Annotated in this window: 8 protein-coding genes and 3 pseudogenes; 2 read left to right on the plus strand and 9 right to left on the minus strand. The window is 65.0% G+C overall.

Features of this window, described 5'->3' with window-relative positions:
- Window positions 1–48: 48 nt before the first annotated feature.
- The 4 genes and pseudogenes from LT988_RS19835 to LT988_RS19850 all read right to left on the minus strand — a co-directional run.
- Window positions 49–1,127, minus strand: a pseudogene (locus tag LT988_RS19835) (IS3 family transposase); the annotation flags it as partial.
- Window positions 1,128–1,254: 127 nt separating this feature from the next.
- A complete protein-coding gene (locus LT988_RS19840; protein ID WP_232407234.1) occupies window positions 1,255–1,692 on the minus strand; it encodes a CCDC90 family protein in 438 nt (145 codons plus the stop codon).
- Window positions 1,693–1,911: 219 nt separating this feature from the next.
- The gene (locus LT988_RS19845) at window positions 1,912–2,196 is read right to left on the minus strand and encodes an FkbM family methyltransferase (RefSeq protein ID WP_232407235.1); all 285 of its coding nucleotides are present in this window, start codon (window positions 2,194–2,196) and stop codon (window positions 1,912–1,914) included.
- Window positions 2,187–2,840: a transposase gene (locus LT988_RS19850; protein ID WP_332460585.1), complete on the minus strand. Its 654-nt coding sequence runs from the start codon at window positions 2,838–2,840 to the stop codon at window positions 2,187–2,189. Before LT988_RS19850 ends, LT988_RS19845 begins: the two co-directional genes overlap by 10 nt.
- Window positions 2,841–2,934: 94 nt before the next feature.
- Here LT988_RS19850 and LT988_RS25420 point away from each other — a divergent pair, with 94 nt between their 5' ends.
- Window positions 2,935–3,552 (plus strand): hypothetical protein, encoded by a 618-nt coding sequence (locus LT988_RS25420; RefSeq protein WP_332460495.1) that lies wholly within the window; start codon window positions 2,935–2,937, stop codon window positions 3,550–3,552.
- 202 nt (window positions 3,553–3,754) lie between these two features.
- Here LT988_RS25420 and LT988_RS19860 read toward each other — a convergent pair.
- The 5 genes and pseudogenes from LT988_RS19860 to LT988_RS19880 form a co-directional block, all read right to left on the minus strand.
- Window positions 3,755–4,621 (minus strand): annotated as a pseudogene (locus tag LT988_RS19860) (nucleotide sugar dehydrogenase); the annotation flags it as partial.
- A 131-nt stretch (window positions 4,622–4,752) separates the two neighbouring features.
- Complete coding sequence (locus LT988_RS19865; protein ID WP_232407237.1) at window positions 4,753–7,041, minus strand: IS4 family transposase; 2,289 nt, start codon at window positions 7,039–7,041, stop codon at window positions 4,753–4,755.
- Window positions 7,042–7,137: 96 nt separating this feature from the next.
- A pseudogene (locus tag LT988_RS19870) lies at window positions 7,138–7,578 on the minus strand (NAD(P)-binding domain-containing protein); the annotation flags it as partial.
- Window positions 7,579–7,623: 45 nt separating this feature from the next.
- Entirely contained in the window at window positions 7,624–9,144 is a 1,521-nt protein-coding gene (locus tag LT988_RS19875) for an O-antigen ligase family protein (RefSeq protein ID WP_232407238.1), read from the minus strand.
- A gap of 317 nt (window positions 9,145–9,461) precedes the next feature.
- Window positions 9,462–10,301: a tyrosine-protein phosphatase gene (locus LT988_RS19880; protein ID WP_232407239.1), complete on the minus strand. Its 840-nt coding sequence runs from the start codon at window positions 10,299–10,301 to the stop codon at window positions 9,462–9,464.
- Between the two features lie 759 nt (window positions 10,302–11,060).
- Between LT988_RS19880 and LT988_RS19885 the strand changes: the two genes are divergently transcribed.
- Window positions 11,061–11,894, plus strand: a complete 834-nt coding sequence (locus LT988_RS19885; protein WP_232407240.1) for a polysaccharide biosynthesis/export family protein — start codon at window positions 11,061–11,063, stop codon at window positions 11,892–11,894.
- Window positions 11,895–12,042 lie beyond the last annotated feature (148 nt).

The raw sequence follows: 12,042 nt of genomic DNA on the forward strand, positions 1-12,042 counted from the left end.
ATCTGGACTCTCGTCGCCCAGATACGAATGCAGGCGCCGGCTGTTTTAGAACATCGTGATGGACTCGACGATGTCGGCCCAGGCCTCCCGGCGGGCCCGGTAGGTACGCCAGTAAACCCGCTCGGACTTCAAAGATCCGAAAAAGCTCTCGACCACCGCGTGATCCCAGCAGTCCCCTTTGCGACTCATACGGCCCTCAATGCCATGCGCCTTGAGCAGTGTGCGGAAGGCCCGGCTGGCGTACTGCACGCCCCGATCCGAATGATGGGTCAGTTGCCCTTTGGGCGGCCGGCGCTGCCACAGCGCCATCTGCAGGGCGCCATAGACCAAGGTGCTGGCCAGACGCCGCTCCATCGACCAGCCAACGACCTTGCGCGAATACAGGTCGATGACCACAGCCAGGTATAACCATCCCTGTTGCGTCCACGCATCGGTAATAGCACCGGCGTAGACATGATCAGGGGCCTCCACTGCAAAGTCCCGCTGCAAACGATTTTCAAACACCGGCCGGCAATGCTTGCTCCTGGTGGTCGCTCGGTACCGGCGCCGATCACGCACCCGGACGCCCGCTTCACGCATCAGACGACGCGCCTGATGTCGCCCGACCCGATAGCCCAACACGCGCAACGCCTTGGCCACGCGCTGGGAGCCGTACGTGTTGTCCGACCCCTCGGCCAGCTCCTTGACCCATTCGAGTCTCTCCTCATGCTCCGGGTCTGGATCCCGGTCCTGGCCCCTCAGATCGTCATAGAATCCGCTGCGGCTCACGCCCATCAATCGGCACAGCCGCTTCACCGGATGCGCCTTCTTCTCTTGGGCGATTAACTGAAACCTCAGCTCGACTCTTTTGCGAAGAAGGCTGCCGCCTTTTTGAACACTTCTCGCTCCGTCTTCAGGCGCCGAGTCTCTTCGCGCAGGCGCCGCAACTCCTCGCCCTCAGGGATGAGCTTCCCATGTCCACGGAAGGCCTCGCCCTCATCCTGCTGGAGCTCCTTGATCCAGCGGCCAAGCATTCCCCGATCAATGCCGAGATTCCTCGCCGCCTCCGAGGGGTTGTAGCCCTGCTCCGTGACCAGTCTCACCGCGTCCTGCTTGAACTCCCTCGTGTACGTCTTTCGTATCGCCATTTTTCACCTCAGTTTCAGGACGGTGCCTTAACTGAGGTGTCCGTTGCCATTAGACCACCTCACGTTGCTCTCTTGCCGTTGAAGTCCTACGCAAACGTCGGCGTCGATCTTGGGGGCTGGCATGAGGTTAAAGCAGCTTGACCAAGGCGGCGATGGCCGCGACCTGGGCGAGCATGAGCGGCACGAGCCATTTGAGCAGGTCGATCTTGCTGCGGGCGACGTCGCCGCGCAGTTGTTCGATTTTCAACGTCAAGTCGGCTCGGACGTGTTCGATATCGGCTTTTAGGTCGGCTCGGACTTGCTCGATCTCTTTTTGGAGTCGCAGCTCTGTCGCGCGCAGGTCGGCGCGGACTTGCTCGATATCGGCTTTTAGCTCGGCGCGCACCTGCTCGATCTCTTTCTGCAGCCGCAGCTCGGTCTCCCGCACATGGGCTTGCGTGGCCAAATCCGGCAGGTGCGGATAGCGAGCTTCCAGACCCTCGAAGGCTTCGGCGATGACGCGAGCTCGACTGCGATCGTCGGGGGCCGTGGTCAAGGCCTCGTAGAGTGCGACAACGGATGTCATGGCAATGCTTGAGCTCTCACGCACGATGGTCTTGACCGCTCCGTGCGGAGCGGGCTGTCCGGGCCGACGGCATCGAGGATGTCGTCGAGCCAGACGTCCGGTTGCTCGGTCTTAAGGATCGGTCGATGTTGCGCCGGATTCTAACATGCAATCGGAAAACACGCGGGCGACGGCCCCTTCGGGCTGCCAAATCAGGGGACCCCCAGGAAAGGGGCCTATTCATTTTGGCTCACGGTGTTGGTTCGCATACACCCGAAATTCAGCCCCGAAACAGCCGAGCCACGCCTGCACCGGCTCGCCCTGGTGGACGTGGGTATTGAAGCGTGCGTCCAGTCTGACGCCGGCTTCGATCAGAAAGTGTGCGATCTCCTCGTGCAGGACCAGTCCCTCGTAGAAATCGAGATCGGAGGCCTCGACTTCGACCGCGTTGATCTTCGGTGGCAGATCGGTGGTGCCCTTGAGCACTTCCTGCTCGAAGCCTTGGATGTCGATCTTCAGCAGCACGGCCGCGGCAGGGGTGCCGAGAAGCAGGCATCGCGACGCTTGAACGCGACCCGCAGCGCCCCGGACTCTTCCGTCCCGTAGGCCGATCGAGGCCACTGTTTGGCTTTCGCCATAGGGGTAAGAATGGCGGGGCGTTGTTGGAAGGTGCTCGTAAGGGGCTTCGTTGGTCGCTTTGGCCATGGTGGCAGTTGGCGCGGATCGTCTCGGCATGCGTGACACCGCTCCGAGACCGGGCAAGTATTCCGCGGCCGCCCGTCGACCCGTGCAAGCACTCGCCTGGGCGGCGGGCGGTACCGCAAAGGCGCCGCGGCGGCGGTGGCGAATCGGCGCCGCGAGGCGGACCGGCGCGCGAGGCGCCCTTGCAGGCGCCCCCATGAGCTGCAGACGATGAAAAATGACGCTTCGAGTTGGCCTTGCCCGCCCGAGCGGCGGCGCGCTTCACAGGCCGCCCGGAATCCGTCGAGTCCGAGGATGCTCAAGACCCGTCGGAAGTTGTAGCAGTGGACCACAAGGGCCGGTTCTCCCTGGACCTTCTCCAGGCCGCGGACCAGGAAGTGGTCCCAGCCCATCCAGCGCTTGAGGGTGCCGAAGGTGTGCTCGCAGAGCGCCGCTCGCGCGCGCATTGCCTCGGGGTGCTCGGCCATGCGCGCGCGATGGCCTGCGACCACATCGGCCAGCTCCGAGCGGTCGATCTGCCGGTAGGGGGACCGTCGCCTCGTTCAGGTCATCGAGGATGCGTTGCGCGAGGGCCGGATCGGCGCAGGCGAGCAGCCCGTTGTCCAGCGCCTCGAAGGCAATGCCCGCCTTGGCCGACTGGCGTTTGACGTACTCATGACCGTTGAGGCAAACCCGCGCGGTGTAGGGAAAGTAGGAACAGAATTTGATGAACAGGGGACCGAAGTCCGCGTCGACCAAATAAAAGTAGTCATGGTTGCACATCACCGTCCCGCGGGTGAACCAAGGGTACGGCTGACCGGTGTGGGCGCTGATCTTCTTGATCATGCGAAAACTGGCAAACCGCTCCTGGGCCTTGCCGATGTACAGGACACCCTCCGGTTGAGCGAAGTCGCGGAGCCGCTCGCGGGTCATGTCGTCTTTGCGCTGTACCTTGGCGAAGGTCACGATCTCCACGCCCTCGCGTTGCGCAAACCGATCGATCGCCTTGACGAAGGCGCGGCTGATCGGGGCCATCAGCACCGTGGAGGCGACCTTGGCACCGCGATGGACCTTGAAGAAGTTGGCGACCCCGCCGCCGGTCTGCAGCCGCGGTTGATACAGGTTGAGATACAGCCGATCGATTCCTTCGAGCTCCAGCGTGACCCGATCGTTCAGCAACTCTGCGACGGTTTGGACTAACATGACGGCAGGCCCCGGTTGACATCTTGGCCACGCGCCACACGCCGCTACGTGCGGCTACTATCGGAAGTTTAGTCTTCCGTTGCTCAACCGGGGCCGCCCCACGCCGGAGCCTGCACCATGACTCGTCGGTCTGAGGCGAAGCCTCGCTAGGGTCTTGATGTGCGACATCTATCTTGACACCTGCGGGTGCGCGGCGTTTTCAGAGACGTCCGTCGACGGCATCGACCGGGAGGACGGATTTGACGTCGTACAGGATCGACTTAGGTTTGGCCCAGCGGCGGATTCCTGACGTGCCAAGGTCGATGAAGTCGCGGTGGGCGAGGGCGAGGATGACGGCGTCGTAGCTGCCGGGCGGCGGGGGCTCGGGAAGACAGTCGAGCCCGTATTCATGCTCGGCCTCGGCGCGGTCGATCCAGGGGTCGTAGCAGTCCACGGCGATGTTGTATTCGCGCAGCGACTGGATGATGTCGATCACGCGGGTGTTGCGCACGTCCGGGCAGTTCTCTTTGAACGCGAATCCCAGGACCAGCACGCGGCTGTTGCAGACGCCGATGCCGCCTTTGAGCATGAGTTTGACGACGGTCGAGGCGACATGGGCGCCCATGCGGTCGTTGATGCGTCGCCCGGCGAGGATGACCTCGGGGTGGTAGCCAATGGCGACGGCCTTATGGGTCAGATAGTAGGGGTCGACGCCGATGCAGTGCCCGCCGACGAGGCCGGGGCGAAAGGGGAGGAAGTTCCACTTGCTGCCGGCCGCTTCCAAGACCTCCAGGGTGTCGATGCCGAGCTTGCCGAAGATCAGGGCGAGCTCGTTCATGAGGGCGATGTTGAGATCGCGCTGGGTGTTCTCGATGACCTTGGCGGCCTCGGCGACGCGGATGCTGCTGGCGGGGTGGGTGCCGGCGACGATGATCTCGTTGTAGAGGGCATCGACGATGGCGGCGATCTCGGGGGTGGAGCCGCTGGTGACCTTTTTGATGGTGGTGAGGCGGTGCTCGTGGTCGCCGGGGTTGATGCGCTCGGGGGAGTAGCCGAGGTGGAAGGTGTTGGTTTGATGCCCCCTCTCCCCCGGCCCCTCTCCCGCGAGGGGGGAGGGGAGGTCAGCTCCCTCGCCCCTGGCGGTGGAGGTTTGGGGAGAGGAAGTGTGGGCTCCCTCCTCCCTCGCGGGCTATCTATTGCCCACACTGGACACAGCCCTCAGGGCCCAGCCGGGATCGAGGGGTAGAAGATGGCGAAGGTCTCGGTGATGTCGGTAAGCCGGTTCAGGCCACGCCACAGCACGGTGGCCCCGGGATCGCCGTCGCCGTTGCGCCCGAGAAAGCCGCCGAGCCGGGCGACCATGCGCATGGCCTCGCCGAGGCTCGGCGGGGTCTGCGGCGGGGTGGGCGAGCGCTGATGATGGCAGGCCAGGGCCTGCCACTCGGCCTCCTCGAAGAAGACCGTGCAGGGGATGTCCGGGGTCTCGCGCCCGCGTTTGGCCAGATCCATCACCCGCCAGGCGACGACCAGATCGATGGCCAGACACGCCTGCAGGCTGTCGGCATCGCCGAGGCGGCGATCCTCGATGCGGCAGCCGCTTTTGAGGGTGCGGTGAAACACCTCGATGTTCCAGCGCGCGGCGTACCAGCGCAGGCGCTCGAGCGCCTCCTCCAGGGTCGTGGTCGGCACCGTGGTGAGCAACAGCCACTCGATGGGCTCTTGGTCCTGCGGCGGGTTGATCTCTCGGGCATCAATGGCCCACAGCCTCAGGGGTGCCGCGCCCTTGAGCCGCTTGGGCGGTTGCAGTTCGATCGGGACGGCGCGCAGCTCCAACGCCGCGGTGCGCGCGGGTCGGCCGCCGCGCCCGGGGATGTGCAGCACACAGCCGCCGAGCACCGGTTGGCGGGGCAACAGCTCCCACAGCGGCTGGATCTCGTCCTCGGCGTCGACCTGGCGCTGGGTGGTGCGGCTGGCGCGCACCAGCAGATGCGTCCCGGCCGGATCGGCGCTGGCGGCCTGAAACAGCTCATGGATGTCCGCCTCGCGATCGGCGATGTTGACCAGGCGGGTCTGCGGGCACAGCGTCTGGACCTCGGCGGTGCGTTGGAAACTCTTCAACCAGCGGTGGCTTTCCTTCTCGGCGATGGGTCGCTCCTTGCGTGCCTTGGCCTGCCCGGTCTGCTGTGGGTCACGCGCCCAGACCTGGATGTCGATCAGGCCCAGCGGGATGCCCTCGGGGGTGAGCGCCAGGCTGTCGTGCAGCTTCAGCCCTTGGGCGCCGTCGCGGCGGGTGTTGATCGGCCCCAGTCCGGTGGTGGCGGCATGGGCATCGTAATTGAGGCTGGTGGTGTCCTGGGCGATCAGCACCAGCGACTGCGCGGCGATGCGCGCCGCGGTGGCTTCGTAATGGGGATGGAGGAGCGTCTGCAGGTCCACTTGAGGATTGTGCAAAAATCGATACGCCGCTTTGACCTGATGGGGGGCGCCATCCAACGCCGTGGCGAGGGTGGCGGTGGGATGGGCGCCGAACGCCTCGGCCAAGCCGATCAGGCGCGGGCGCAACCGTGCATCGGGGAAGTCCACCCGGGCGAACTCCTGCTCCGCCCAGGAGCCCGTCGGCGCCGCCGGTGGCGCCAGCCGCAGCACGGGCGCCGGGCGCCGACACAACGGCGCGCGCCACTCACGCGTGAGCGCCAGCACGTAGACGGCCTTGTGGGCGCGCCCGCCGCTGTTGGTGCGATCCTCGCGGCCGCGTCCGGTCGTCTCCCCCAGACGCTGCCAGTTGGCCGCCTTGTAGACCGTGCCGGCATGCTGCGCCTCGTCCACGAAGGTCTCGAGCACCAGCGGGGTGATGCCGTAGCGCACCGGCCAGTCGGCCTGTACCCGCGCCGCGGCCAGCCCCAGCACGTGCGAGCCCAGATTGGGCACCGCGATGCTCGGCAGGATGAGAAACCGGCTATTGGCCACCACCCGGTTGAGGTTCGCGCGCCGTGCATGCGCACACCAGCCGATCCACTCATCGCGTGCGGCCAGCTGCCAGGCCGCCGCGCTGAACGCCAAGGCCCCGAGCCAGCCGACCACCGGGGAGCGGATCAGATAGCGTTGTTGCGCGCCGCACAACGGACCGCCACCCAACGGATGGTACGACGTGAGCATGCGCCGGTACAGCAGGGCGTGTTCTCGATCCTCCACCGCGACCAGCTCGATCGGGCCGAGCGCCTCCAGCGGACCACTGAAGACCGGCGCCTCGAACGGCTCGAGCACCGCGACCGGGCGCGCCTGCGGCGCCGCGCGGCGGGCCGCGGGGAGTACCACCAGCGCGCGTCGCTCCAGCTCCACCAACGCCTTGCGGCAACTGACCTCCTGCGCCCGCCCGTCGGCACCGAACCACTCCAGCCACCCGCAGACTTGGCGCGACAGCGCGCTGCGCGTCACGCCGGGCTCGGCTGCCGCGGCTCGGATGCGCGCGATGATCGCGCCGGTGAATGTCCGCCCGAAGAGGTGCATGGGGGCGGACGATACCCGTAATCAGATACAGTGTCCAGTGTGGGTAAAAGATAGCCTCGCGGGGGAGGGCCGGGGAGAGGGGGATGACAGGTACCGAAGCCCGGAATGCCGCTCCAAGACCGGGGCGCAGTCCTCCTCCGTGCAGCCGGGGTAGACGGTGGATTCGTAGATGACCAGGTCGCCGGGTTTGAGGACCTGGCCGACGGTCTCGGAGGCTTTGAGCAGGGGCGTCAGGTCGGGCCGCTTGTAGTCGTCGACCGGGGTGGGCACGGTGACAATGAAGATGCGACAGGGGCGCAGGGCGTCGCGGTCGCCGGTGTAGGTGAGATGTCGCGCGGCGGCCAGATCCTCGGAGGAGGTTTCGCGGGTGCCGTCGTGACCGGCTTGCAGCTCGGCGATACGGGCTCGGTTGATGTCGAACCCGATCACGGGGCGATGTTTGGCGAACTCCACCGCAAGCGGCAGGCCGACATAGCCGAGGCCGATGATGGCGATGGGGGTGTCGGGGTCCGTGAGATGGGCGAGGTTCTGGTCCATTGGATCTCGGGTCCGTACGTCTTGGACTGCCTTCCGGATTGGTGTTCAGGCGTCCTTAAATGGGTTCTCGATTTGGTCCGTCGGCAGACCGGTGGCTTGGATCCGCGGTGTCGGGGTGGGCTCCAAATCGGGTGTGCGGCGTCGCTTGCTGCGGTGCTCGGATGCGCTGTCGAGTCGCTCGGGCGGAATAAAGAAGACACCGGCCAGGAAGGCGAGCACGGCCTGGTTTGCCGGGATGGCGAGGTTGTAGTCAACGAACTCGTGTAGGCCCAAGACGAGCAGGCCCACGCCGGCGCCGGCCTGGATGAAGCGCGAGCGGGGCCATCCGCCACGCAAGTAGACGCGTGTCCACTGATAGAGATAGACGGCGATGCCGGCGAGGATCAGGAGGACCGCGATAAGCCCGGCGTCGGAGATCCACTCGAGGTAGTCGTTGTGTGCGTGGTTGGGGAATCGTCCGCCGAACAGCATCGGCTGTACGGGTGGGAAGGCGCTTGAAAAGGTGCCCGGACCGCTGCCGAACGGAAAGAGCTCGGCGATGCGCAGAAGGGTCGCGGAGAAGAGCTCGACGCGACCATCCTCGACGACGTCCGAAACCGAGAACCGATCCAGAACGGGGGCCAACCCGATCGCGATGCCGAAGCTGAGCGCGACTGCGACGATGGTGCCGGTGAGGCCGAAGGTATTGGTTCCGCCGATGCGGCGTGAGAACAGCAGCGTGGTCATGATCAGACCGATGATACCCATCGCGATGCCCATGCGGGAGCGCGTGAAGACCACACCCACCAGGATGATCAAGACGACGACGCCGTAAAGGAGGGCAGCGTTGCCGTGGGTCGAGCCGAGAAAGACGGCGCGTCGTCGCCAAGTGCTCTGGCGGGTGCTGTCGGTCGATCCTTCGCGACCCACGTTGTAGTAGAGAAGCGCAAGCGCGAGCGGCAGGATCATGACCAGAAGGCCGGCGAGATGGTTGCGGTTGGCATAGGTGCCGACGGCAGAGCCCATGTTGGCCCCGCTCACTGTCAGGATGACCGCTCCGTTCTGGCCGGCGCCGTACTGGACGAGGCCTAGGATGGCCTGTACTGCGGCAACGGCGAGCAGAATCTTCACCAGGAGCAGCAGTCCGCGGCTGTCCAGCGATCGCGTGCCGACGAAGATGGCGACGGGTAGAAGCAGGCTCAGGCCGGCGGAGAACGTGAGGTCCGGGTGAATGGATAGGGACTTCCAAGCGGGGGCCGTGTCGATTGAGAGGAGGGCCTCGCCCGCGGCGTAGAGATCCCGGCCCGGAAGGCCGTTGACGAACGCGCTGGGCAGCGGGATGAGATAGAGAATCGGGACGGCGGCGACGAGCATGAGGATCCCGATTTCGACGCGGGACAGGGGAACCGCACGGGGCGTCCAGAGGGTCCCAACCAGGATGACAATCCCGAGCCATTGCAGCATCAACGACGCCAGAGGGGTGTTGCCGGCGCGAAATAACGGGGCTAGAACCAGCGTCACGATCAGTAAGGCGATGATCGCTTTGGAAAACGGGTGGCGCGAGCTGGCCGGGTTTGTGTACTGCATCGGGTTCAATCGGGTGTCCGTTCCTTATTGAGATCGCAACTCTAACACCGCAACGGGGCGTCTGGTAAAGGGGATTCGTGGTGGGTGCGGAGAGGTCTCGTGCGAGGCGCGGGTGGGGTGTGGGCCAGCGCCCGTCTTTTTTCTCGCGGCTTCGCGTGATCGGCTGTCTCGTTCGAGCCGTGGCGCGAAACGCAAGGGGCATGCGTGACGCCGTTGAGAGGTGTCCCGCGGCGAGAAGTCGAGGTGTCGCGGGAAGACGACTCGGCAGGGTTATCCTATAGATCCGGCCGTTCAACCGCCGGATCTAGGGTAATGGTTTATTTGAACTTTGGGGCGTCTTGAGACGAGCCGAGCAGGCGGGAGAGCCAGCCTTTCTTCGGTTGGTGGCGCGGGTGCGGGACATGGTCGGGATCGAGCATCGGCGGCGGCGGGATGTCCGCGGGCACGCGGTTGTCGATGATGGCTTGCGGTCGGTCGTTGACCAGGCGCTCGGCCTCCGCGTCGCCGACCCAGCGGGCGGCGGCATCGCGTCCTTCGGCGAGGAGCGGGGGGCGATGGCGGGTGTCGTGCGAGTCGGTGGCGAGGATGTGGACGAGGCCCTCGTCGAGCATTCGCTCGCCCCAGTACTTGGGTGTTCGCCCGAATCGCCCGGTGAGGGCGCCGGCGGTGACCTGTATCCAGGCACCCTGTCGGGCCGCTTGGACGAACCAGGGGTAGTGCTCGTCGTCGAGCCAGGTGAGGCGCTCGGGGTGGGTGATCACCGGGACATAGCCCGAGGAGAGGCTGTCGTGAATCATCTCCTGAAACCGCACGGGCACGGTGTGGTGAGGCGGCTCGAACAGGAAGTAGCGTGTGCGGTGCAGGGTCGGATGGGTGCCGCTTCGCAGCCCCTCGATCAACTCGGGGACGAGCTGGATGTCTGCGCCTTCGGTGAGGACGAGCGGCAGGTCGGCTTCGGCGAGTGCTCGGCGCAGGCCTTCGATGGCCTTTCGGATGCCGTCGGCGCGGTTTTCGAACAGACCGGGGTAGATGTGCGGGGTGCAGGCCGTCATCGTGATGCCGTCGGCCAGGGCGATCCGTGCCATTTCCAGCGAGATCGGCAGATCCGGCGCGCCATCGTCGATGCCGGGAAGGATGTGGCAGTGTAGGTCGATCATCGTGTGCTGCTCCTGGACTTCGTGACAGGCGCTCCGAAACCCGGCCACCGAAGCTTGGCTCGAGACGTCGGACGTCCGCGACGATCGGGCGACATCCCTGAGGGCCGACTATCGGTTTGGATCATTTGCCAAAGTTCGGCGCTAGGAGATTAGGATACGTCAGCCGACGCTTGTCGGTCTCGCTCGTTCGACCAGCCGCCCAAACTTGAGGCCCTCGTACACCTTCAGAATCACACGACCTCGTGACATCCGCACCGCGGTGCCACGCTTGCCCCCGGCGCTCCGCGCCCGGTGTTACTTCGGTCGGGGTCAACAACGAGACCCCTCGCATTGAGCACGGAGGGCCGTGTCTTGCAGCGAGTGACCCCTTCAGGAACGGCCTCGGGTAGAATCCGGTACCGGAGGATCAGGGACATTTTGTCGTCGTGACCATCTTGAGATAGCCTAATGCCGGCCGAGGTTCCCATCGACGCAACGGTTATGCCGAAGCCGTCGATCGGGCAATGCTCCGCTCGGTTTCAAGAAGGTGTAGGGTGCGGCAGAGCAGCGCGATTGACCTGAGTGCGCTGGAACAGTACCGGTGATCGTGATGTCGACTCGGCCTCGTGGGTCATTTTGACCATTGCGGCACTTGGCGCAGAGCGGTGTCACGCGTTTCTCGAAGGTTCTTATGCGTGACCCCGCGGAATGGGTGTCGGGAGCTCCCCAGGGGGCGGTTTCATGATCGGCTGAATATTTGGGTGGCCAGTCCAAGAGGCGGTGTCCATCAAGCCCGCTGCGGTGAATGTTCACACGACGATGGATGGAAGAGATTCAACAATGCTGAAGTCTGTTTGGCTTGCGCTCGCGGTCCTGGTGTTTGTCGGTGGTTGTTCGTCCGGGTCTTCTCCGTCGGGTTCCGCAATGGCCGGTTCCGGAATGGGGGCGCTCCCTGCCTCGGGGACAGCACAACCGGCACCGACTGTGCCGCCGCAGGACGGGACGCTGGTGCCTGCGGTGGTGGGTCTTCCGCCGGCGACGAGCAGCTCAGCGGCGACCTACCTGATCGGCGCGGGCGATCTGATCCAGGTGGATGTCTTCAAGGTCGCTGAATTGTCGACGAAGGAGCGCGTGAACGAGGCCGGGGTGATTGTCATGCCCCTGATCGGTCCGGTGGCGGTCGGTGGATTGACGCCGGAGCAGGCCGGGCGGGTCATCGCGGCTGAATTAGGTAAAGATCATTTGCAGAATCCGCAGGTGAACGTGCTCGTCCTCGAGTACGCGAACATGAACATCACGGTCGGCGGTGCGGTGAAGAAGCCGGGTGTGTTCCCGATTAAGGGCCAGACCACACTGCTTCAGGCGATCTCATTGGCCGAGGGGGTCAATGAGGTGGCGAAACCCGAGCAGGTCGTCGTCTTCAGATCGTTGCCCGGGCAGGCCGTGAGTGCCTACGTGGTCGATCTGAAGAAGGTTCAGCGCGGTGATCTTGTCGATCCTGTGCTCGCCGTCAACGACAAGGTGATGGTGCCGGAGTCAGGGTCGGCGGTGTTCGTGAAGAATATGACCGGAGCCTTGCGCGGGTTCGTTTCGCTCAATCCGCTTTACTATTGAGCCGACCTGTCGCGACGATGGTCGATGCGCCGCGTGCATCTAACCTCCGGTCTCGCGTGGTGGTTCAGGTGTGTTTCCGCTGGACTTGGGCGGTTGCCCGAAAGGCCGTGAATGGGCCGGTACAACGTCGTTCTCGATGGACATGGAC

It is taken from the genome of Thiocapsa bogorovii, assembly GCF_021228795.1.
GTDB classification, from domain to species: Bacteria; Pseudomonadota; Gammaproteobacteria; order Chromatiales; family Chromatiaceae; genus Thiocapsa; species Thiocapsa bogorovii.

Coding starts and splice junctions, on each gene's coding strand:
- LT988_RS19875 (WP_232407238.1), bottom strand. CDS start 9,144: ATGCAGTACACAAACCCGGCCAGCTCGCGCCACCCGTTTTCCAAAGCG.
- LT988_RS19850 (WP_332460585.1), bottom strand. CDS start 2,840: ATGGCCGAGCACCCCGAGGCAATGCGCGCGCGAGCGGCGCTCTGCGAG.
- LT988_RS19880 (WP_232407239.1), bottom strand. CDS start 10,301: ATGATCGACCTACACTGCCACATCCTTCCCGGCATCGACGATGGCGCG.
- LT988_RS19865 (WP_232407237.1), bottom strand. CDS start 7,041: ATGCACCTCTTCGGGCGGACATTCACCGGCGCGATCATCGCGCGCATC.
- LT988_RS19840 (WP_232407234.1), bottom strand. CDS start 1,692: ATGACATCCGTTGTCGCACTCTACGAGGCCTTGACCACGGCCCCCGAC.